This window comes from Streptomyces sp. NPDC090022 (assembly GCF_044748145.1).
GTDB lineage: Bacteria > Actinomycetota > Actinomycetes > Streptomycetales > Streptomycetaceae > Streptomyces.
The window spans coordinates 131483-153316 of the sequence record NZ_JBIVFN010000015.1 but is presented as its reverse complement, the minus strand read 5'-3'; the positions used below and the strand labels follow the sequence as shown (position 1 = coordinate 153316).

At 72.4% G+C, this 21834-nt stretch carries 21 protein-coding genes and 1 pseudogene; 13 read left to right on the top strand and 9 right to left on the bottom strand.

Translation table 11 applies throughout. The features are described from left to right. Positions 1-10 precede the first annotated feature (10 nt). From ACIPXB_RS24575 to ACIPXB_RS24560, 4 genes are all read left to right on the top strand, one after another. A complete protein-coding gene (locus tag ACIPXB_RS24575; RefSeq protein WP_401453338.1) occupies positions 11-1228 on the top strand; it encodes an amidohydrolase family protein in 1218 nt (405 codons plus the stop codon). Next, on the top strand, positions 1219-2373 hold the full coding sequence (locus ACIPXB_RS24570; RefSeq protein WP_401453336.1) for an acyl-CoA dehydrogenase: 1155 nt from the start codon (positions 1219-1221) through the stop codon (positions 2371-2373). Before ACIPXB_RS24575 ends, ACIPXB_RS24570 begins: the two co-directional genes overlap by 10 nt. An 8-nt stretch (positions 2374-2381) precedes the next feature. Next, the gene (locus tag ACIPXB_RS24565; protein WP_401453334.1) at positions 2382-3308 is read left to right on the top strand and encodes an acyl-CoA dehydrogenase family protein; all 927 of its coding nucleotides are present in this window, start codon (positions 2382-2384) and stop codon (positions 3306-3308) included. Between the two features lie 298 nt (positions 3309-3606). Then, positions 3607-4056, top strand: coding sequence for an ATP-binding protein (locus tag ACIPXB_RS24560; RefSeq protein WP_401453332.1), 450 nt, complete (start codon positions 3607-3609; stop codon positions 4054-4056). Between the two features lie 183 nt (positions 4057-4239). Here ACIPXB_RS24560 and fxsT read toward each other — a convergent pair whose 3' ends face one another. Then, positions 4240-6705: an FxSxx-COOH system tetratricopeptide repeat protein gene (fxsT, locus tag ACIPXB_RS24555; protein WP_401453330.1), complete on the bottom strand. Its 2466-nt coding sequence runs from the start codon at positions 6703-6705 to the stop codon at positions 4240-4242. 235 nt (positions 6706-6940) lie between these two features. Between fxsT and ACIPXB_RS24550 the strand changes: the two genes are divergently transcribed. Beyond that, positions 6941-8167, top strand: a complete 1227-nt coding sequence (locus tag ACIPXB_RS24550) for a hypothetical protein (RefSeq protein WP_401453328.1) — start codon at positions 6941-6943, stop codon at positions 8165-8167. A gap of 45 nt (positions 8168-8212) precedes the next feature. Here ACIPXB_RS24550 and ACIPXB_RS24545 read toward each other — a convergent pair whose 3' ends face one another. From ACIPXB_RS24545 to ACIPXB_RS24530, 4 genes are all read right to left on the bottom strand, one after another. Further along, a complete protein-coding gene (locus ACIPXB_RS24545; RefSeq protein WP_401453416.1) occupies positions 8213-8923 on the bottom strand; it encodes a hypothetical protein in 711 nt (236 codons plus the stop codon). A 110-nt stretch (positions 8924-9033) separates the two neighbouring features. Beyond that, a complete protein-coding gene (locus tag ACIPXB_RS24540) occupies positions 9034-9399 on the bottom strand; it encodes a hypothetical protein (protein ID WP_401453326.1) in 366 nt (121 codons plus the stop codon). A gap of 272 nt (positions 9400-9671) precedes the next feature. Beyond that, the gene (locus tag ACIPXB_RS24535) at positions 9672-9860 is read right to left on the bottom strand and encodes a DUF397 domain-containing protein (protein ID WP_401453414.1); all 189 of its coding nucleotides are present in this window, start codon (positions 9858-9860) and stop codon (positions 9672-9674) included. A 13-nt stretch (positions 9861-9873) separates the two neighbouring features. Beyond that, positions 9874-10725: a Scr1 family TA system antitoxin-like transcriptional regulator gene (locus ACIPXB_RS24530; protein ID WP_401453324.1), complete on the bottom strand. Its 852-nt coding sequence runs from the start codon at positions 10723-10725 to the stop codon at positions 9874-9876. A 245-nt stretch (positions 10726-10970) separates the two neighbouring features. Here ACIPXB_RS24530 and ACIPXB_RS24525 point away from each other — a divergent pair, with 245 nt between their 5' ends. The 4 genes and pseudogenes from ACIPXB_RS24525 (at position 10971) to ACIPXB_RS24510 (ending at position 12325) form a co-directional block, all read left to right on the top strand. Further along, a complete protein-coding gene (locus tag ACIPXB_RS24525) occupies positions 10971-11372 on the top strand; it encodes an ATP-binding protein (protein WP_401453322.1) in 402 nt (133 codons plus the stop codon). A gap of 62 nt (positions 11373-11434) precedes the next feature. Continuing rightward, positions 11435-11599, top strand: a pseudogene (locus tag ACIPXB_RS24520) (DUF397 domain-containing protein); the annotation flags it as partial. A gap of 66 nt (positions 11600-11665) precedes the next feature. After that, a complete protein-coding gene (locus ACIPXB_RS24515; protein WP_401453412.1) occupies positions 11666-11854 on the top strand; it encodes a DUF397 domain-containing protein in 189 nt (62 codons plus the stop codon). 234 nt (positions 11855-12088) lie between these two features. Then, a complete protein-coding gene (locus ACIPXB_RS24510) occupies positions 12089-12325 on the top strand; it encodes a hypothetical protein (RefSeq protein WP_401453320.1) in 237 nt (78 codons plus the stop codon). A gap of 46 nt (positions 12326-12371) precedes the next feature. Here the strand turns inward: ACIPXB_RS24510 and ACIPXB_RS24505 are convergent, their stop codons facing one another. After that, positions 12372-13298: a cyclase family protein gene (locus tag ACIPXB_RS24505; RefSeq protein ID WP_401453410.1), complete on the bottom strand. Its 927-nt coding sequence runs from the start codon at positions 13296-13298 to the stop codon at positions 12372-12374. Between the two features lie 94 nt (positions 13299-13392). Here ACIPXB_RS24505 and ACIPXB_RS24500 point away from each other — a divergent pair, with 94 nt between their 5' ends. From ACIPXB_RS24500 to ACIPXB_RS24490, 3 genes are read left to right on the top strand one after another with little or no spacing between them, the layout of a single operon-like run. Then, complete coding sequence (locus tag ACIPXB_RS24500; RefSeq protein WP_401453318.1) at positions 13393-14304, top strand: SDR family oxidoreductase; 912 nt, start codon at positions 13393-13395, stop codon at positions 14302-14304. A 12-nt stretch (positions 14305-14316) separates the two neighbouring features. Further along, positions 14317-15567: an acyl-CoA dehydrogenase family protein gene (locus ACIPXB_RS24495; protein WP_401453316.1), complete on the top strand. Its 1251-nt coding sequence runs from the start codon at positions 14317-14319 to the stop codon at positions 15565-15567. A 6-nt stretch (positions 15568-15573) separates the two neighbouring features. Next, positions 15574-16641 carry a Zn-dependent alcohol dehydrogenase gene (locus tag ACIPXB_RS24490; protein WP_401453314.1) on the top strand — a complete coding sequence of 356 codons (1068 nt, stop codon included), beginning with the start codon at positions 15574-15576 and terminating at the stop codon, positions 16639-16641. A gap of 85 nt (positions 16642-16726) precedes the next feature. Here the strand turns inward: ACIPXB_RS24490 and ACIPXB_RS24485 are convergent, their stop codons facing one another. After that, a complete protein-coding gene (locus ACIPXB_RS24485) occupies positions 16727-17326 on the bottom strand; it encodes a flavin reductase family protein (RefSeq protein WP_401453409.1) in 600 nt (199 codons plus the stop codon). Between the two features lie 347 nt (positions 17327-17673). Between ACIPXB_RS24485 and ACIPXB_RS24480 the strand changes: the two genes are divergently transcribed. Continuing rightward, a complete protein-coding gene (locus tag ACIPXB_RS24480) occupies positions 17674-18456 on the top strand; it encodes a VOC family protein (protein WP_401453312.1) in 783 nt (260 codons plus the stop codon). An 80-nt stretch (positions 18457-18536) separates the two neighbouring features. Here the strand turns inward: ACIPXB_RS24480 and ACIPXB_RS24475 are convergent, their stop codons facing one another. Together ACIPXB_RS24475 and ACIPXB_RS24470 are read right to left on the bottom strand one after the other, a co-directional pair. After that, entirely contained in the window at positions 18537-19295 is a 759-nt protein-coding gene (locus ACIPXB_RS24475) for an enoyl-CoA hydratase/isomerase family protein (RefSeq protein ID WP_401453407.1), read from the bottom strand. A 223-nt stretch (positions 19296-19518) separates the two neighbouring features. Next, positions 19519-21753: an acetate--CoA ligase family protein gene (locus ACIPXB_RS24470; RefSeq protein WP_401453310.1), complete on the bottom strand. Its 2235-nt coding sequence runs from the start codon at positions 21751-21753 to the stop codon at positions 19519-19521. Between the last annotated feature and the right edge of the window lie 81 nt (positions 21754-21834).

Here is a 21834-nt window from a genome sequence, read left to right as displayed (position 1 = left end):
AGGGGACCCCATGGAACTGCCTCGGATCATCAGCGTCGACGACCACGTGATCGAGCCCGCCCATCTCTTCTCGACCTGGCTCCCCGCCAAGTACCGGGACCGGGGCCCCCAGCCGCTGACCGCCGGCATCGGCGAGCTCGCGTACACCGGCGGCAAGTACGTGATCACCATGGACCCCGACGGCCCGCCCACCGACTGGTGGATCTACGAGGACCTGAAGTTCCCGTACAAGCGCAACATCGCCGCCGTCGGCTTCGACCGCGACGACATGACCCTGGAGGGCATCACCCGCGCCGAGATGCGCCGCGGCTGCTGGGACCCCGCCGAGCGCCTCAAGGACATGGACCTCAACCACGTCGAGGCCTCACTCTGCTTCCCGACCTTCCCGCGCTTCTGCGGCCAGACCTTCGCCGAGGCCCACGACAAGGAGGTCGCGCTCGCCTGCGTGCGCGCGTACAACGACTGGATGGTCGAGGAGTGGTGCGGCGACAGCGGCGGCCGGCTGATCCCGCTGTGCATCATCCCGCTGTGGGACATCGACCTCGCGGTCGCCGAGATCCGCCGCAACGCGGCCCGCGGGGTCAGGGCCGTCACCTTCTCCGAGATCCCCACCTACCTCGGGCTGCCGTCCATCCACTCCGGTTACTGGGACCCGTTCTTCGCCGTCTGCCAGGAGACCGGCACGGTCGTCAACATGCACATCGGGTCCAGCTCCCAGATGCCTGCCGCCTCCCCCGACGCCCCGCCCGCCGTCCAGGCCTCGCTCAGCTTCAACAACGCGATGGCCTCGATGATGGACTTCCTCTTCAGCGGGGTGCTGGTGAAGTTCCCGACGCTGAAGCTGGCCTACAGCGAGGGCCAGATGGGCTGGATCCCGTACGCGCTGGAGCGCGCCGACGACGTGTGGGAGGAGCACCGCGCCTGGGGCGGGGTCCGCGACCTGATCCCCGAGCCGCCCTCCACGTACTACTACCGGCAGATGTACTGCTGCTTCTTCCGCGACAAGCACGGCATCGCCTCGCTCGACGTCGTCGGCCGCGACAACGCCACCTTCGAGACCGACTACCCGCACGTCGACTCCACCTTCCCGCACACCAAGGAGGTCGCCCTCGACCACGTCGAGGGCCTCGACGAGGAGACGGTCTACAAGCTGATGCGCGGCAACGCCATCCGCATGCTCGGCCTGGACCTCGACCGCGACCGCCGCCGGGCGGGCCAGTGGACCTGACCTGCACCGAGGAGGAGCGGGAGTTCCGGGCACGGCTGCGCGCCTGGCTCGCGAAGACGCTGCCCACGCTGCCCGCCCCGCCCTCCCCGGACGACTGGCCGGGCCGGCGCGCCTACGACCTCGGCTGGCAGCGGCGGCTCTACGACGCCGGGTACGCCGGCCTGGACTGGCCCGTGGACGCGGGCGGCCGCGGCGCCACGCCCACGCAGGCCCTGATCTTCCTGGAGGAGACCGAACGGGCGGGCGCCCCGTACGTCGGCGCGAACTTCGTCGGCCTGCTGCACGCCGGCCCGACCATCGCCGCAGAGGGCACAACCGAGCAGCGCGCCCGCTGGCTGCCGCCCGTCCTGCGCGGCGACGAGGTGTGGTGCCAGGGCTTCAGCGAGCCGGACGCCGGCTCGGACCTGGCCGCCCTGCGCACGCGGGCGGTGCGCGACGGGGACGCGTACGTCGTCACCGGCTCCAAGATCTGGACCTCGCACGCGGAGGTCGCCGACTGGTGCGAACTGCTGGTCCGCACCGACCCCGACGCCCCCAAGCACCGGGGCATCACGTGGCTGGCCATGCCGATGGACGCGCCCGGGGTCACGGTGCGCCCACTGCGTACCCTCGCGGGCTCGACCGAATTCGCCGAGATGTTCCTCGACGAGGTGCGGGTGCCGGTCGCCAACCGGGTGGGCGCCGAGAACGACGGCTGGCGGGTCACCATGGTGACCCTGTCCTTCGAGCGCGGCACCGCCTTCGTCGGCGAGGTCGTGGCCTGCCGGCGGGTCCTGGACGCGCTGGCCCGCCGGGCGCGGGAGAACGGCCGCTGGGACGACCCCGTACTGCGCCGCCGGCTCGGCCGCCTGGCGGCGGAGTTCGGCGCGCTGTGGCGGCTCACCCAGTGGAACGTCAGCGAGGCGCAGGCGGCGGGCGGAGTCCCGGGCATCGGCGGTTCCGTCTTCAAGCTGCGCTACTCGCACGCGCGGCAGGAGCTGTTCGACGCGGCCGCCGAGGTGCTGGGACCGTTGTCGTTGTCGTTGGGCGAGGAATGGACCCTGGACCGGCTCTCCTCCCTCTCCTACACGATCGCGGCCGGCACCTCGCAGATCCAGCAGAACATCGTGGCCGAGCGCATCCTCGGCCTCCCGAAGGGCAGGTGACGGCGGCCGTGGACTTCCGGCTGAGCGAGGACCAGCGGGCCCTGCGCGCGGGCGTACGGGAACTGCTGGCCGGGCGGTACGGGCGCGAGGCGCTGCGCAAGGCCGTGGACACCGGCGCGGCGGTCGACCGGGCGCTGTGGCGTGAGCTGGGCGAGGCGGGCTTCTTCGCCCTGCGGCTGCCGGAGTCCGCCGGGGGTGTGGGGCTCGGTCTGCCCGAGGCCGTCCTCGTCTTCGAGGAGGCCGGGCGGGCCCTGCTGCCCGGCCCCCTGGTGGCCACGCACCTGGCGGCCGGGACGGTCCCGGGGGCGGCGGAGGGGACGGCCGTGGTGACGGCCTTCGACCTCGGCGGCCCGCTGGTGGCGTACCTGGGCGAGGCGGACGCGGTCCTGGGCGCCGAAGCCGTACCGGCGGGCGACCCGGTCCGCCCGGTGGACCCGCTGACACCCCTGCACAGCGTGGCCGCGTCGGCGTACGCCGGTGTGCCGCCGTACCGCGACACGGGGGCGCTGCTGACGGCGGCGCTCCAGCTCGGCAGCGCACTGCGGACGGTGGAGCTGGCGGTCGACCACGCGCGCGGGCGCGAGCAGTTCGGGCAGCCGATCGGTGCCTTCCAGGCGGTCAAGCACCTGTGCGCGCAGATGCTGGTCCGGGCGGAGGTGGCCCGTACGGCGCTGTACGCGGCGGCGGTGACCGGCGACGCGGGCGAGGTGGCGGCGGCGAAGCTGCTGGCCGACGAGGCCGCCGTACGCAACGCGCGGGACTGTCTCCAGGTCCACGGCGGGATGGGGTTCACCTGGGAGGCGGACGTGCACCTGCACCTGAAACGGGCCTGGGTGCGGGCCGGTCAGTGGCTGGGGGCGGCGGAAGCGGAGGAGCTGCTGGCCGAGGGCCTCATCGGTTCGTCGGAGGAGTCGTGTGAGGACTCACGGGTGTGACCCTTGAGACGGAGGGGTACATGTCCGATTACGGAGAGTTGATATCGGTTCGTGTCCTTCGCCCGCTTGCTCACGCACCGGAGTCGGGGGCGGGTCACGGTACGCTCCACCGATGCGAGCGGTTGAGCGGCGAGTGCGTCGCACAGTATGCACCACGCCTACTCCTTCGCGATGGAATATGCCCGAAGCGCTTGTTGTCGTGACTGTATGTCAACCATGCTGCTACGCAAGGGGATCACGGTCCGTGATTCCGTCCTGTCGCGAGGCGGAGTGTCAGCCGGTTCGGATGGTGTGAGCGGTGCAGGTGCTTCAGGTTCAGCTGGAGGTAGGTCCCGACCCCGCGGAGGTCGGCCGGGCCCGCCGGTGGGCGCGCTCCCGGCTGGCGGGGTCGGGCATAGGGGATGACGAACCACTCGCCGAGACGCTGGTCCTGCTGATCTCGGAACTGGTCACGAACGCCGTGGTGCACACCGGCTGCCCGGCGGTCCTGCGGATGCTGTTCGGCGGCCCCGGGGTCCGGGTCGAGGTCGCCGACGCCAGCGACCGCCCGCCGGCCCCGCGGCACGCGGACGGCGAGGACACGGGCGGGCGCGGACTGGAACTGGTGGTCGGCCTCGCGGACCGCTGGGGCTGGCAGCGCGAGGGTGCCGGCAAGCGGATCTGGTGCGAGGTCGACCGCGCGCACAAGGCCGCCGACGAGGTCTGCGAAAAAACTGGCCCGGGGCGGGAACCGCGCGTGTACCTCTAACGAGGTGTTGACGGACCGTCATGCGTTGATCACCCTGGAGTGGACGATTCGTCGCGAGGGGACGCCAAGGGTTCGGCCTTGACGAGTGCGGGTCGTGGGGTGGCGGCTGCCGTGCCGCGCTCGGGGCGTGCACGAACGTACGCCGCCACCCACTGAACGGGGGCCGGTTTACAGGGTTCCGGGTTACGGGGCGGGGCGGCTCGTGATGCGGCGCCAGGCGCGGCGGAGGGGCCGGGGCGCGCTGCGCCGCTGGGCCGCCTGCTGGGCGCTGGCGAGGTTGTGGCGGCTGTCCAGGGTGTCGGGGTGGTCGGGGCCGAGGGTGCGGGTGCGGTCGTTGAGGGCTTGCTGGTGGAGGTCGGCGGATTCCTGGTACCGCTCCAGCTCATAGAGCGCGATGGCGAGGTTGTTGCGGCTGTTCAGCGTGTCGGGGTGGTCGGGGCCGAGGGTGCGGGTGCGGTCGGTGAGGGTCTGCTGGTGGAGGTCGGCGGCCTCCTGGTACTGCCCCAACTCAGAGAGCATGTTGGCTACGTTGTTGCGGCTGCTCAGTGTGTGGGGGTGGTCGGGGCCGAGGATGTGAGTGCGGTCGGTGAGGGTCTGCTGGTGGAGGTCGGCGGCCTCCTGGTACTGCCCCAGTTTGTGGAACACGTTGGCGAGGTTGTTGCGGCTGCTGAGGGTGTCGGGGTGGTCGGGGCCGAGGGTGCGGGTGCGGTCGGTGAGGGTCTGCTGGTGGAGGTCGGCGGCTTCCTGGTACCGCTCCAGCTCAAAGAGCGCGATGGCGAGGTTGTTGCGGCTGCTGAGGGTGTCGGGGTGGTCGGGGCCGATGATGCGCGTGCGGTCGGTGAGGGTCTGCTGGTGGAGGTCGGCGGCCTCCTGGTGCTGCCCCAGCTCATAGAGCACGTTGGCAACGTTGTTGCTGCTGGTCAGTGCGTGGGGGTGGTCGGGGCCGAGGATGTGGACGATGTCGGTGAGGGTCTGCTGGTGGAGGTCGGCGGCTTCCTGGTACCGGCCCAGTTCGTAGAGCGCGTTGGCGAGGTTGTTGCGGCTGTCCAGGGTGTCGAGGTGGACCGGGCCGAGAACGCGGTTGCGAATGGACTCCGCCTCTTGCGCAAGCCTGTGATAGCCGATGGGCTGCCCCGCCTCGTCCATGTGGTCGGCGAGAGTGCTCAGGGTGCTGGCGACGGCCAGGTCGTCGCAGCAGCCGTCGAGTCCGGCGACAGCCAGTGCGTGCGGGGCGAGTACGCGAGCGGTCGCCCAGCCCGCGCGTCCGGCAGCCGTCACGTCCTGGACGGTCCGGCCCAGCTGGCCGGCGAGCGCCGCATGCCAGTGCTCCGGGTGCGCGACCTCGCCTGACAGGGCCAGCGCGGAGATCTCCCGGACCAGGGGGTGCAGCACCACCAGCCCGGCCGGGCCGCCGGTTTCCCCGACGACGGCGTCGACCAGACCGTACGTGTGCAGCCCGTTGACCGCGGCCTCCACCGCGACCTCGCTCGCCGCCGAGCCGGTCGCGGCGGTCACCAGGTCCGGGGTGACGAACGACAGCGGTACCGGCGCCGCTCCCAGCAGGGACAGCAGCCGCAGGACCGGCCGGGCCAGGGTGTTCCCGCCGTCGGTGAGCTGGTCGAGGGACAGCTCCCAGGTGTGGCGTACGACGGCCCGCGCGACCTCGGGATCGGCGGCCCGGGGGTGTTCGGCGCCCAGGAGGCTGGACAGTTCGCGGTCCAGGGCCTCCATGTAGGTGGCGTACGTCCGGTACCGGCTGCCCGCGGCGGCCAGGTAGCGGCCGGCGGCGTGCAGGGCCAGGGGCAGTCCGCCGAGCCGCTCGGCCAGCGCCCGGGCCTCTTCGGCAGTCCCCGCGTCAGGGGCCCCGTCCATCAGCACCTGCGAGCCCGCCTGCCCTTCCAGGGGCGTCAGGCGGCGCAGGACCGCCGCGCCGCCCCACGTACCGCTGTCGGTGTTCCGGCTGGTCACCAGCAGCAGCCCGCTGCCGACCGGGCGGATCCACCCCCGGTACGTGCCCACCGGGTCCCCGCCGGACCCGAGTGCCTCCGGCTCGTCCACGTTGTCCAGCACGATCAGCCAGCGGCCCGCCTGGGCCAGTTGCTCCCACACCGCGTCGGGCAGGCTCAGCCGCCCGGCCCGCGCGGCCTCCAGCTGCTCCTCCGGCATGCCGCACGCGACCGCGATGCGCACCATGTGCTCGGCCAGCTGCTGCTCGTCGCGCCAACGGATCCAGAACACGGCCGTGCCGTCCGCCCGGGCCTGCTCCGCCAGCGACGCGGCCACGGTCGTCTTGCCGAGCCCGCCCGCACCGCACAGCACCGCGAACCGCCCCTGCGGGCGGCGCAGCAGGCGTCGTAGCTCGGCCAGGTCCGCCTCCCGCCCGCGGACAGGGCCACCCGTGTGCGGGGCCGCGAGCGACTCCATGACCCCCGCCACGACCCGGCTGACCGGTACCAGCCGCGCCGAAGCGGCGCCCCCGCCGTCCAGCCGGCGACTCCACACCTGCAACGCGACCGAGGCCAGCACCATCACACCGAAGACCGTCCACACCAGCCACGGGTTCTCCGCCCAGGCCGGCACCTTCGCCGTGACGTAGTTCGTGAACACCCCCGTGCCACCGGCCACCAGCGCGGCCACCGCCGCCGCCACCGATCCAGCCCGTGCGCTCCTACCCTGCACCGCGCCCCCTCCAGCAGTCGCCCGCCTCTCAGAATGCGCCATCGGCGACCGGCTGTTGGTCCCGAACCGGAATTCCCGGCGGTCGTGCTCGTCGGCCGTCCCAGCCTTTCGGGCACGCGTCAGTGCCCCCGTGCGCCCCCGCGCGGATCTGGCTACCCAGCAAGGCAGTCGGCAGGATCGGCGCGGGCGGCGCGGGAGGGGCGGCATGCACGGACACGAGCAGGACGAGGACGCCCGCCGGCGGTCCCGCGGGGCGGCGATCCACACGCGACGGGCCGCCGAGGCCGTGGCGGACCCCGGGGCGCCGGCCGATCGGGCACGGCTGCTCGCCCTCCAGTCCCGCGTCGGCAACCGTGCGGTGGGCCGGCTGCTGGTGCAGCGGCAGAGTCTGGAGCCCTCCCTCGCCGGTGCGGGGGCCGCCGGAGCCCTGGCGCTGTCGCAGGTCGAGGTGGTCTCGGTGATCGGCTCGGCCGGGATCGCGGGCCGCGCCGCGGCGCTGGTACTCGCCGTCGTCGGCGGCGAGATCGTCGTCGGGGCCGTCGTCGCGGTGGCGGTAGCGGGGGCGGTGGCCGGAGCGGGGTACTTGCTGTACCTGAACTGGCAGCAGCTGAGCGGCGCCGCCGGGGCACCCCGCATGCCGTACCACCCGCCACCGGGCCGGATCGGCGAGGCCAACCTCCCGCCGCCTCCCGTGGCGGTGCCCCAGCCGGTGCCGCAGGGCCTCGACGGGGCGACCACCGGTACCGGCCCCTGGGTGGGGCCGATCTCCCTCACCCTGACCCCGCCCATCGAGCGGGCCGTCATCCGGCAGATCGCCGTCGAGCGCCCCCGTACGCAGGGGCAGGAGTGCGTGGTGCCCGACTACCAGGGCTACGCGAACATCGCGCACCTGATGGCCTTGGAGGGGGTGGGGGAGAACGTCAACTGGTGGATCGCGCACGCGCACCGCACGCCCCACGGGGAGGCGCTGCGCCGGGACCGCTCCCAGATGATCACTCAGGTCTGCCGGCAGGGCATGTACAACGTCATGGTGGCGTTCTCGTGCCAGGGCGATCTGCTCGCGATGGCTCTGGGCGCCAAGCACTACGACGACGAGGAACACGCCGAGGAGAAGGCGGCGCCCGTCATGCGGGCCGAACTGCGGACCCGCCGGGCCGCCGGCCAGCAGGCCCTGCTGGCCGGCGGGACGCTGGTCAGCATGTGCCAGCAGGAACCGTGCCGCGGTCAGTACAAGGGGCACCACTGCCTGCGGCTGCTGAACCGGATCGCCCGCGAGTACCTGCCGGGAGGGCAGGTGGAGGGAGTGGCCGTCCGGTGGCCGCCGGGCTACCGGCGGCTGCTGTTCGACGCGTACAACGCCCGGATGGCGGCCCGCAAGGGACGCGCGCTGACCGCCGCGGAGCTCGCCCCGCGTCGCGGGGACCGGGTGTGACCGGACGGCAGCCGTTCCCACGGCTGCCGTCCGGGCGCCGGACGCTTACACGTCGGCGGCGCAGATCACGTCGTACGGGCGGCCGATCTGGATGGTGAGCCTCATGGGCTCGGTGGTGCCCTTCGGGCACTCTTCCTTGGTCTTGACGAGGTCGAGGACCTTGTACGAGCCCTTGCCGGCCGAGGCGCAGGCGACCTCCTTCGCGGTCTCGGTGATGCAGTCGCCCTTGACGAGCTGACCGCCGCCCGCGCCCGCGTCACCGGGGTGGTCGTTGCCGAGGTTCCGGCCGCACACGGTGTTGGTGGGCAGGCCGGTGCCCTTGCCACCGTAGGAGACGCTGACCTTGATGATCAGGTCGGTGCCGGCCGGGCACTGGATGGCGTTGTCCAGGATGCTGGCTTCCTTGATCTCCAGGGCCTTGAAGGTGGCCGTGGAGTCGGAGCAGCTGATCTTGCGGTAGCCGTCGGGCTGGTCCTTGGGGTCGGGACCGCCGCACTCGCCGACCTTCCAGGGGCTGTTCTTCTCGGGGTCGGAGGCGGAGCTGGACTTGTCCGACGGCTTCGTCGCAGCCTTCGACGGGGAGGAGGACGCCGAGGACGACGTCGACGCGTTCGAGGACTTCTTGTCCTTGTTCATCCACTGGGAGAGGCCGAAGATGCCGCCGACCACCAGGACGAGGACCAGGACGCTGGCTATGGCGCTGCCCGAACGGCGCCGGGGTGCGGGCGGCTGCGGCATCATGGGCGGCTGCTGCATGGGCGGGGGCGGCGGGGCGGCACCGTACTGGGACATGTTGCTGGTTCCTCCGAGGGTTCTGGGGACGTGCGCGTGACGCGCAGCGTTCGCAACGACGCGTCATGCACACCTCATAGTTCCATGGGGGACCGACACGCAGGCGCGGCAATATCGACGTACGAGACGGGCACCACACGCCATTCGGGACGGAGCCCGTCGCGCAGGACGATGCTGAAGCCGGCGGGCTCGCCCCGGTGCAGGGCGGCGAGCGCGGCGACCCGGCCCCCGGCGGCGGCCCAGGCGAGGGCACGCTCGATCTCGGCGGCGGTGAGCGGGACGGGGCGGGCCGCCCGGATCTGGCTCCCGACCAGCCGGACGGCCTGCTCGGGGGTGTCGAGCATGGCCCGGTGGAGGAGCCGCGGCCGGTCGTCATAGACGTCGCGATAACAGACGGCCTCGAACCAGTACCCGGTGCGGAGGGTGGTGGTCGTGCGCATGGGTCTGCCTCCCGGCCCCGTGCGGTGGAGCCGTCCCCGTCCGCCGTGACGAGCGGTGGGCGGGGACGGCCATGCCCACCTCAACTGGCGCAGGGTTGAGGTGAGTTGCGCCGTCGATGATGAGCGGGCGCAAGGTGAACGTAGCGGTGGCTATTGGCCCGTATCAAGCGTTTGACGTCTAACGAGTGAGGAGGGGCGCTCAAACGCGTTATCCGACATGGCTCGGCCCCCTGGCCGCTGGGGTCAGGGGGCCGCAGTGCGCCGCGCGCCGCTCAGGTGAGGTCGTCAAACTCGCCTGCGGCGGCTCCGTCGATGAAGGCCCGAAGCTTCGTCGGGGTCGTCCTGATGATCACGTCCGGGTCGTCGCTCTCCCGGATGAGGATCTCGCCGCCCTTCATCGCGACTTCCAGGCAGTTGCCGGTTTCCGTGGACTTGGAGGACTTGCGCCACTTGATTTCCACTGTTCCCACGCCTTCACACTTGTTGCGCCACCTCGCGAATGAACTCGCGAGACCGTTCGGAGTCGTATGCCCGCTCCTCCACCCGGTCGAGCACCGCGCGGTAGTTGACGAGACGTGTCTCCGCATCCAGAAGCGTAGGGCCAGTTGGTGTGTCGATCTGCACGGTGTCCAGCTGGGGCACCGGGCCGTACGCGTACAGCGTCGAGCTACCCGCGTCCGGCAGACCGCCGGCCTCGAAGGGGACCACGCGCACGGTCACGTTGTCCCGCTTCGACTGTTCGAGCAGGTAGTTGAGCTGCGCCTGCATCACCTCGCGTCCGCCGAACCTCATGCGCAGGGCCGTTTCATGGATGAGGAACGTGCATTCCAGCAGGGTTTCGCGGTCCAGGACATCCCGCCGTCGCAACCGGAGCGAGAGCAGGCGGCGGACGTAGGCAGGCTGCAGGGGCGGAACGGTCTCCTCGAAAACGGCCCGTGCGTAATCCTCGGTCTGGAGGAGACCAGGCATGTGCATGATTTGCGACGTGCGCAGCGCGACGCAGTGGTGCTCCAGTTCGGAGAGATCGAGCATGCCGGCGGGTACGTCGTCGCGGTACTCCTCCCACCAGCCGCGACCCCGCTCCTCGGCCATGGCGGCGAGCGCCTCCACGTAGGCGCTGTCCGGGCAGCCGTAGCGCGCGCTCCAGGAGCGGATACGTTCACTGCTGACGCCGAAGCGCCCACTCTCCACATTGCTGATGCCCGTGCGGTCGGTGCTCAGCTGTGAGGCGGCCTCGGTGAGTGAAATCCCGGCCTGCTCGCGGATCTTGCGCAGCTCCGCGCCCAATCGGCGCTGCCGGGCGGTTGGAGCTTTTCTCGACGGCATGTGCCACCCCTCCTGTCGGCCCTCATCTTGGCGCGCGCTGCGCCGCCGGGTCCATCTGTCGACACCTTTGGGTGAAAGACACCCAACGTGTGTGACCGAGTCACTACAGTCAAACGCATGGCGCCGCATGTCCGGTAGTCCGAAGTGCAGCCGCTCCGTCGTGACTCGGGGCAGCCAATGCCACGAGCGGGCAGCGCGACGCACCGACCCCGCACCACGTTGGGAGAGCGAGACCGGTGAAGACGATGAGCGCTTTAACCCCACCCCTGACGTACCGACTGGTCGCCCCCAGCCGGGCCGACACCCCACGGCTGGCCCGCGACTGGGTGACCCTTGTGCTGCGGGCCGCCGGTCAGGACAGGCTTGTCGAACGGGCCCGGCTGTGCACCTCGGAGGTGGTGACGAACGCCCACCAGCACACCGCCACACCCGAAATCGGGGTCGAGGTCCTGCTCCAGGGCGATGTAGTGACGGTCTACGTCTATGACAGCGCCCCTGACCGGTGGCCGGCCGGAGGGGGTGGACTGTTCGACACCTGCGGGCGCGGTCTGGACCTCGTGCGGGCGTACGCGGACGACTGGTCCGTGGTGATGCTCGACGACGGGACGGCCAAGGCGGTGTGGTTCAGCCTCGGGTCCCGTGAGTGACCACCGCGGGCCGGGGGTAGGCAGCCGGCGAGTGGTCGTCGCGGCTGCCGGAGGGCGGAGGCGTGAGCGCGGTGGGTATCGAGTGGGAGAAGTCCCGGTACAGCACGGACGCGGAGGGCAGTAACTGTCTCGAACTCGCTGCGGTGGACGGCGACGAGGTCTGGCTGCGCGAGAGTGAGGCCCCCGACGTGGTCGTCAAGACCACGCGTGCCCGGCTCCAGGCGTTCCTGGACGGCGCGGTAACTGGTCAGTTCGACAAGTACGGCGTGCGAGAGGAGCGAAAGGTGGGCACAGTGGAGATCGAGTGGCGCAAGTCCTCCAGGTCCACGGATACCGGGAACTGCCTGGAGGTGGCGGTGAAGGACGGCGAGGTCCTCATCCGAGAGAGCGACGATCCGGGCGTGATCATCAGGACGACTCGGGCGAAGCTCCGGGCCTTCCTCGACGGTGCCGCCGCAGGCGAGTTCGACGACCTCGCCTGAGCATCCGGCAGCACCGCCTCCTTCCCCGGGTCGACCCGGCCCGGGGGCCGGGGCACGTTCCGCGCCACGGGTGCGCCTGCGTGGCGCCACCCTCGTGAGCGCGCCACGCGCCGACTTGCCCCGGCGGACCAGCCCCGGCAGGCTCACCCCGTGACGTGGACGACTGCCGGGAGCGAGCCGGGTGAACCACTGGCAACCGCCGCAACAGTGGTACGGCTCGCACCGGATGCCGTAGTGGCCATCGGTGCCGAGCAGGCGGCGGCCGTCGCCAGGGCGCGGCGCCAGTGGGCGCTGTACCTCGCGATCGAGCGGCACCCTGACCTGGCCGCGCGCCTGCGGCACCTCGAAGCGCGGGCGGCGCACATCACCGACCCGGAGGAGGGGCGGGCGGTCGTGGCCGAGATCGGGCGGATCCTCGATCGGGCCGCCGCCGAGGCAGCGGACGGGGGCGCCCCGGGCGCCGACCGGTAGGGGGCGTCCGGAGTCGGCCCGGCGGCCCCGCGCCCGCGCGGCGGCGTCAGAAGATGGCCACCGGGGCCACCGGGGTGCCCGTGGCGCCAGCGAAGGGTTCCGGCATGGCCGAGAGCAGGAAGCTGTAGCGGCCCTCTTGTCCACAGGCTGTGGACAAGGTTTCGAGGTTCCAGTTCTGGCCCTGGAGCATGCCCATCTCCACCAGGTCCAGCGCGTGCACCGGCAGCCACAGGTTCTCGTGCTCCGGCGGGAAGATCTCGAAGGTCAGGGTGTCGTTCGCGACCGCCGCCACGTCCCGCGCGTGGAACCACTCCGGCGTACGGACGGACAGGCCCGGTGACGGGAAGCCGTACCCGTGCTTGTCGCCCGCCAGGTAGACCTGGATCTGGCCCGTGCGGACCAGCACGATGTCCCCGGCCCGCACGGTCACCCGGCCGAACTCCTCCGCCTCCGCCAGGTCCTCCGGTGTCACCGCGTGGTCGCCCGGCAGCCGGTCCACGCCCTTGGTCGCCGCCACGTCCAGCAGCACCCCGCGCGAGACGACCGGACCCGTCTTGTCGATGCCGCTGAACTGGGCGCCCGTGTGCGCGGCGATCGACGTCGCCGGGCGGCCGTTGTAGATCCTGCCCGAGTGCGAGACGTGCGTCAGGGCGTCCCAGTGGGTGCCGCACTGCAGGCCCATGGTCACCGCGTCGTCGCTGCACGCCACCGTTCCCGGGCCGAAGAGCTCCTGGTTGATCTGCACCATCGTGTGCAGCGGGTTGATCCGTCCCGGGATCAGCCCCGCCTGGACGCCGTCCTCCTTCAGCGGCAGGGCCAGCGCGACCCGCCGGCCGGTGCGGATCCCGGCTGCGGCCGCCCGTACCACCTCGTCGGTGATCAGGTTCAGGGTGCCGATCTCGTCGTCGGCTCCCCAGCGGCCCCAGTTGTTGACGCGCTTGGCGATGTCGTGGAACTCGGCGGGCAGGGACATGGGTCGCATCAGCTCCTCGCTGGGGCTTGTGCTCGCGTATCTGACTGCCCATAGAATCTAACGGTCCGTCAGAAAACGCGGGAAGGGGCCGGACGTGGGGAACTTCTTGGCAGGCAAGGTCGTCGCCGTCACCGGCGCGGGCCGCGGCATCGGCCGGGCCGTCGCGCTCGCCGCCGCCGCCGAGGGCGCCCGGGTCGTCGTCAACGACTACGGGGTCGGCATCGAGGGCGGCGAGCCCACCAGCGAGGTCGCCGAAGCCGTCGTGAAGGAGATCACCGCGGCCGGCGGAACGGCCGTCGCCGTCGCCGACGACATCTCGACCATGGCGGGCGGCCAGCGGATCGTCGACACCGCGCTCGCCGAGTACGGCCGGATCGACGGCGTCGTGTGCGTGGCGGGCATCCTGCGCGAACGGATGCTCTTCAACATGTCCGAGGAGGAGTGGGACCCCGTCGTCGCCACCCACCTCAAGGGCACCTTCACCGTCTTCCGCGCCGCCTCCGCCGTCATGCGCCGCCAGGGCTCCGGCACGCTCGTCGGCTTCACCAGCGGCAACCACCAGGGCAGCGTCGCCCAGGCCAACTACTCCGCCGCCAAGGGCGGGATCATCTCGCTCGTCCGCAGCGCCGCGCTCGGCCTGCACAAGTACGGCGTCACCGCCAACGCCGTCGCGCCGGTCGCCCGTACCCGGATGTCGGCGAACGTCCCCATGGAGCTCAAGGAGATCGGCGAGCCCGAGGACGTGGCGGCGCTGGTGACGTACCTGCTCAGCGACCGGGCCCGCGGCGAGGGCATCACCGGGCAGGTGTACACGATCGCCGGACCCAAGATCGCGGTGTGGGCGCAGCCGCGCGAACTGCGCGCCGGGTACGCCGAGGGCGCCTGGACCCCCGAGAAGATCGCCGACTTCCTGCCCGGCACCGTGGGCACCGATCCGATGCCCATGCTGGCCCAGCTGGAGGCCATGGCGAAGGCGGCGGCCGCCAAGGACCGCCCGAACGCGTAGGGACGGCCGGCCGTGGACTTCGGTTTCGGGGCCGAGGACGAGGAGTTCCGGGCGCGGGCCCGGGAGTGGCTCACCGGCCACCTCGTCGGGCCGTACGCGCAGGCGGCCGGGCTCGGCGGGCCGGGCAGCGAGCACGAGGCGGTGGCCGAGCGCCGGGAGTGGGAGCGCGAGCTGGGGCGGGGCGGCTGGATCGGCCTCGGGTGGACCGATCCGGCCACCGGGCGGCGGGGGGCGTACGGGCAGCGGGCGGCCACGCTCACCCAGCAGGTGGTGTGGGCCGAGGAGTACGCGCGCGTGCGCGCCCCCGGCCGGGTCGGGCACATCGGCGAGAACCTGCTGGCCCCGACCCTGATCGCGTACGGCAGCCAGGAGCAGCGCGACCGCTTCCTGCCCGGGATCGCGCGCGGCGAGGAGCTGTGGTGCCAGGGGTACAGCGAACCCGGCGCAGGCTCCGACCTCGCCGGGGTACGGACGGCGGCCGTGCGGGAGGGCACGGGCTACCGGGTGTCCGGGCAGAAGATCTGGACCTCGCTGGCCCAGGAGGCCGACTGGTGCTTCGTCCTGGCCCGCACGGAGCCCGGCTCGCGGCGGCACGCGGGCCTGTCGTTCCTGCTGGTGCCCATGGACCAGCCGGGCCGGATCGAGGTCCGGCCGATCCGTCAGATGTCGGGCACGAGCGAGTTCAACGAGGTGTTCCTCGACGGAGCCGTGGCCGAGGAGGTCGTCGGCGGGGAGGGCAACGGCTGGCAGGTGGCCATGGGGCTGCTCGCGCTGGAGCGGGGGGTGTCGACCCTGGTCCAGCAGATCGGCTTCGCGGCGGAACTGGAGCGCGTACTGGAGACGTACGTGTCGGGCGCGGGCGCGGGCGCGGGCGGGGGCGGGCAGGGGGCGTCGTCCGGCGATCCCGTGCTGCGGGACCGGCTGGTGCGGCAGTGGGCGGAGCTGCGCACCATGAGGTGGAACGCGCTGCGCACCCTGGGGAGTTCCCCGGATGCGGCCGGAGCCGATCCGGGCGCTCCCAGTGTGGCCAAGCTGCTGTGGGGCGGCTGGCACCGGCGGCTGGGGGAGCTGGCGGTGGCGGTACGCGGGGCCGCGGCCTCGGCCGGGCCGCAGCCGTGGACGGCCGGGGAGCCGTACGCACTCGACGAGGCGCAGCGGTTGTTCCTGTTCACCCGGGCCGACACCATCTACGGCGGCTCGGACGAGATCCAGCGGAACATCATCGCCGAGCGGGTGCTCGGCCTACCCAGAGAGCCAAGGTGAGCGGTGATGAGGGGCGTCGTCTTCGACGGCAAGCAGGCCCAGGTGGTCGACGACCTGGAGATCCGTGACCCGGGGCCGGGTGAGGTGCTGGTGGCGGTCGCGGCGGCCGGTCTGTGCCACAGCGACCTGTCGGTGATCGACGGGACGATCCCGTTCCCGCCGCCGGTGGTGCTGGGGCACGAGGGCGCGGGGGTCGTGGAGGCCGTCGGGTCGGGCGTGACCCATGTGGCGCCAGGTGATCATGTGGCGCTGTCGACGCTGGCGAACTGCGGGGCGTGCGCCGACTGCGACCGGGGGCGGCCGACGATGTGCCGCAAGGCGATCGGGATGCCGGGGCAGCCGTTCTCGCGGGGCGGCAAGCCGCTGTTCCAGTTCGCGTCCAACTCCGCCTTCGCGGAACGGACCGTCGTCAAGGCCGTGCAGGCGGTGCGGATACCGGCGGACATCCCGCTGACCTCGGCCGCGCTGATCGGGTGCGGGGTGCTGACGGGGGTGGGCGCGGTCCTCAACCGGGCCAGGGTCGACCGGGGCGAGTCGGTCGTCGTGATCGGCACCGGCGGGATCGGGCTGAACGTGCTCCAGGGGGCGCGGATCGCGGGCGCGACGACCATCGTCGCGGTGGACGCGAACCCGGCGAAGGAGGCGGTGGCCCGGCAGTTCGGGGCCACGCACTTCGTGGACGCCTCGGCGGTCGCGGACGCGCCGGCGGCGGTGAGGGAGATCCTGCCGACGGGCGCGGACCACGCCTTCGAGTGCGTGGGCGACGTACGGTTGATCCGGCAGGCGATCGACCTGCTCGACCGGCACGGGCAGGCGGTGCTGCTGGGCGTGCCCGGGCACACCGAGGAGGCGTCGTTCCTGGTCTCGTCGATGTACCTGGACAAGACGATCATGGGCTGCCGGTACGGCTCCGCGCGGCCGCAGCGCGACATCGCCCTGTACGCCGAGCTGTACCGGCAGGGGCGGCTGCTCCTGGACGAGCTGGTGACGGAGGTCTATCCGGTCGAGGACTTCGCGAAGGCGGCCGACGACGCCCACCACGGGAGGGTGGCGCGGGGCGTGCTGACGTTCTGAGGCGATGGCGTGCGGGCGCGCAAGGGACCCGGGTGGCGGCGGTGCGGCCACCCGGGTCCCTTGCTGCCCGTCGTACGTACGGGGCTCAGTCGGCGAAGCGGCCGAACCTGCCCTTGTGGAAGAGCAGCGGCTCGCCCTCGCCGGCCGCGCCCATCGCCTCGACCCGGCCGACCACGATCAGGTGGTCGCCGCCGGTGTGGACGGCGTGGATCCGGCAGTCGATCCATGCCGGTACGGCGTCCAGCCGCGGCGAGCCGGTCACGGGCGCCGGCGTGTGGTCCACCCCCGCGAACTTGTCGGCGCCGCTGACCGCGAACGAGCGGCACAGCTCGCCCTGCTCGGCACCCAGGATGTTGACGCAGAACACCCCGGCGCGCGCGATGCGCGGCCAGGTGGTGGACGTACGGGCGACCATGAACGTCACCAGGGGCGGGTCGAGGGAGAGCGAGGCGAAGGACTGGCAGGCGAAGCCGGCCGGTCCGTCCTCGCCGTCGGCGGCGGGCGCGGTGACGACCGTGACCCCGCTGGCGAAGTTGCCGAGCACGGCCCGGAACTCGGCCGGACTGACGGGCGGGCGCTCGTCCTCGCCCACGGCGCGCAGGTCGGGGCGCGGGAGGATTTCGACGGGCTCCGCCGCGGTGGGGGAGCCGACTGACCGGAGATATCGGACGACGGTGGCCGCCATCCCTGCGTGTCCCATCACGAGACCGATTGAAGCTGACGGTGCGTCAGATGGGAAGGGGTGCGGGCTCCCCGCCCGGCGGCGGTCGTCCGCGCCCCGGCTGTCCGCGCCCCCGGCTGTCCGCGCTCCGGCTGTCCGCGCCCCCGGCTGCCCGCGCTCCCGCTGTCCGCGCTCCGGCTGTCCGGGTGAATCCCGGCTTCCCTGCGGGCGCGGGGCGGTGGCGGTACGGTCACGGGGCCGGACGGGTGGGCATCGTGGCCCCGGACTCCGTAGAGCCGCACCGCACAGCAGCCGCACAGCAGCCGCACAGCAGCCGCACCGCAGCCGCACCGCATCCGCAGGAGGAACGCATGCTCGGCACAGACTTCCGCACCGGTTCGCCCAACTGGATCGACCTCGGCAGCCCGGACACGGCCGCGTCCGCCGCCTTCTACGGCGCCGTCTTCGGGTGGGACTTCGTCTCCGCCGGGCCCGAGGCCGGCGGCTACGGGTTCTTCCGGAAGGGCGGCAGGACGGTGGGGGCGCTCGGTCCGCTGATGGAGGAGGGGGCGCAGTCGGCCTGGATGACGTACTTCGCGTCCGACGACATCCAGGAGACCGCCCGCAAGGTGGCCGCGGGCGGCGGCTCCGTACGCGTCGAGCCCATGGACGTGATGGGCGAGGGCTGGATGGGGCAGTTCACCGACCCGCAGGGCGCCCAGTTCGCCGTGTGGCAGCCGGGGAAGACCAAGGGGCTGGAGACGGCGTCCGAGGACGACACGCTGGTGTGGGTGGAACTGCACGTCGAGGATCCGGTGAAGGCGATCGGCTTCTACGGCGGGGTGTTCGGCTGGCGCTCGCAGGAGATGGAGGCGCCCGGCATGACCTACCGGGTGCTCAGCATCGCGGAGGGCGATCTGGAGGACGGCTCCTTCGGCGGGGTGGCACCGCTGCAGGAGGGACACCGGGACGCCCGCTGGGTGCCGTACTTCGCGGTCGCCGACACCGACGTGGTGGAGGCGTCCGTGACGAAGGGCGGCGGCAGCGTGCTCATGCCGTCGGCGGACGTGCCGGACGTCGGTCGGATCGCCTGGCTGGCGGACCCGGCGGGCGCGGTGTTCGCCGTACTGAAGCCGAGCCCCCCGCAGGGCTGAGGGGGCGGGGACCCGCGCCTCGGCCGCGGGCGGGTTCCGGTGCGTCCGTCCTCGTGCGGCCGGGGCCTGTTCCAGGGCCTCTAGAGGCCGCGGTACTTGGGCGTGCGCCGCTCTACGAAGCTGGCCACGCCCTCGTTCGCGTCCGCCGTCGTCATGTTGATCTCCTGGGCGGCGGCCTCGGCCGCCAGCGCGGACGCGCGGTCGCTGTCCAGGGAGGCGTTGACCAGCTGCTTGGTCAGCGCCAGGGCGCGGGTGGGGCCCTGGGCGAGGCGTTCGGCCCACTCCTTGGCCGTGGCGTGCAGCTCGTCGGCCGGGACGACCTTGTTGACCAGGCCGATCCGGGCGGCCTCGGCGGCCGGCAGCGCGTCGCCGAAGAACATCAGCTCCTTCGCCTTCTGCGGGCCGATCAGCCGGGGCAGCAGGTAGGCGCCGGCACCGTCCGGGACCAGGCCGCGGCGCGCGAAGACCTCGATGAACTTCGCGTTGTCGGCGGCCAGGACCAGGTCGCAGGCGAAGGCCAGGTGCGCGCCGATACCGGCCGCCGTGCCGTTGACGGCGGCGATGACCGGCTTCTCGCAGTCCATGACGGACGTGATGAAGCGCTGGGCTCCGAGGCGGATCATGCGGGCCACGTCGCCGGCGATCCGTTCGGAGGGGGAGGAGGGGGAGGAGGGGGCGGAAGGGGCTGCGGGGGCGGACGGGGATCCGCGCAGGTCGGCGCCCGCGCAGAAGCCCTTGCCGGTCGCGGTGAGGACGACCGCGCGCACGGCGGGGTCGGCGGAGGCGGCGGCCAGCAGCGCCATGATGCGCTCACGCTGGTCCCAGGTGAGGGCGTTCATGGCCTCGGGGCGGTTGAGGGTGATCCACGAGACCCCGTTGTCAGTGGTGTGCCGTATCAATGAGGCGAGGGAATCATCCGGTGTGCCGGTCCTGTCCGGTGTGCCGGACGAATCCGCTGTGCCCGTCGTGTGTGCCGTGTGTGTCGTGTGCGTCGTATCCGTGGTGTCCGTCTTGGGGGAGTCGGTCATGGAAGAGCTCCAGTCAAAGGTGTCCCGGGCCGCGTCAGCGGCAGATCGCCAGCGCGTCCAGTGCCACCGCGCCCTGGCCGCGCGGGAGGACCATCAGCGGGTTGATGTCGAGCTCCGCGAGCTCGTCGCCGAGTTCCAGCGCCATGCGCTGGATCCGCAGCACGACCTCGACCAGCGCGTCGACGTCCGCCGGGGGCGCCCCCCGGACCCCCTCCAGGAGGGCGTGGCCGCGCAGTTCGGTGAGCATGGCGCGGGCCTGGTCCTCACCGAAGGGCGGGACGCGGACGGCGGCGTCGCGCAGGACTTCCACCAGGACACCGCCGAGGCCGACGGTGACGGTCGGACCGAAGAGGTCGTCGTGGGTGACGCCGACGACCATTTCGACGCCCCGCTCGACCATCTGGCAGACCAGGATGCCGTCCAGCGGGATGTTCTCGTAGCGGGCGATGTCGGTCAGCTCGCGGTAGGCGTCGCGGATCTGGCTGGCCGAGGTCAGGCCGATCTTCACCAGGCCCAGTTCGGTCTTGTGGCCCAGCTGCGGGCCGGAGGCCTTCATCACCACGGGGTAGCCGACCAGGCCGGCCGCGCGGACGGCCGCCGCCGCGCTCGTCACCAGCTGCTCGCGCGGCACCCGGATGCCGTAGGCGCGCAGGAGCTGCTTCGCCGCGTGCTCGCTGAGCTGCTGGCCCGGGCGCATGAGCGCCTGCGCCTTGCGGTACGAGGGGGACGGCGTGCGGGGCGCGTCGTCGAAGGGGGAGCGGTAGCCGGCGGTGAAGCGGTGGTGGCCGAGGTAGGCGCGTACGGCGGTGATGCAGTTGCCGAAGGTGCGGAAGGTCGCGACGCGGGAGGAGCCGAGGAGGGTGGAGCGGTAGGCGTCCTCGGTGCCGACGGGGGAGCCCCAGATCACGCAGATCAGCTTGTCCGTCCGCTCCGCCGCGTCCACCAGGTCCTGCGCGAGCTTGTCGCTCATGGGCGGGAAGGGCCCGGTGATCGGGCAGATCAGCACGCCCACGGCGGGGTCGGCGAGGATCGCGTCGATGATCTTGCGGCCGCGCCAGTCGCCGACCGGGTGGCCGCCGTTGTCGACGGGGTTGGACACGCCCAGGTAGTCGGGGATCCACTGGTGGAGCTCGTCCTGCTTGGCCTGGGAGAGGGTGGGCAGGTGCAGGCCCGCCTCGGTGGCCAGGTCGGAGAAGTGGGCGCCGGTGCCGCCCGAGATGGAATAGACGACGACGCCGTCGGCCTGCGGGGTGCGGGCGCGGGCCAGCAGGGCCGCGGTGTCCTGGAGCTCGTCGAGGCCGTCCACGCGTATGACGCCGAACTGGCGCATGGCCGCGTCCACGACGGTGTCGGCGCCGGTCAGCTTGCCGGTGTGGGAGGCGGCCATCCGGGCGCCGGTCTCGGTGCGGCCGACCTTGACGGCCACGACCGGGACGCCGTTGCGGGCGGCGCGGTCGGCGGCCAGCAGGAAGGACCGGCCGTCCTTGAGGCCCTCCACGTACGCCGCGATGGCCCCGACCTCGGGGCGCCCGGCGAAGTAGGAGATGAAGTCGGCGGTCTCCAGGTCGGCCTCGTTGCCGGTGGGTGCCCAGTGCGAGAGCCGGATGCCCAGCTCCTGGAGGGCGTAGACGGGGCGGCCCTGGTGGCCGGACTGGGTGATCAGGGCGATGGCCGGGCCGTCGAGGTCCTCGCGGAACGCCTCGAAGGCGTTGAGGTTGGTGTTCGGGCCCAGCAGGCGCAGGCCCGAGCGTTTGACGGCGGCGGCCAGGCGGGCCTGGGCGGCCGCCCCCGCTTCCCCGGTCTCGGCGAAGCCCGACGCGAAGGCGACGGCGAACCGCACCTTGGCCTCGGCCAGTTCCTCGACGACCGGCAGCGGGTCGCCGACCAGCAGGACGGCCAGGTCCACCTGCTCGGGCAGGTCGGCCACGGAGGGCACGCAGGGCCGGCCGAAGACCGTGGTGCGGGTCGGGTGCACGGGATGGAGCCGCGCGCCGACGCGCTCGGCCCAGGCGATGAGCTGGCGCGTGATGCCCGTGTTCGGTCTGCCCTCGGCGTCGGAGGCGCCGACGACGGCCACGGACTCGGGCCGGAAGAACCGGTCCAGGTCGGGCACGTCGGCGTGCAGGGGCCGTCCGCTGACGTCCAGGTCGCCCGCGCCCGTGGGGGTGGCGGCCGCCGTGGAATGGACGGCCGCCCGGGGGGTCTCCCCGCAGGCCTCGACCCGTGCGCGGAAGTCGGTGGTGAGGGTGCCGTGAGTAGATCCAAGCATCGTTCCGCCCGCTCCTGCTCGATGACTCGCGTACAGACTCGCGTGCAACTGACGTGTAGTCAGATTACTGAACTGACGCGC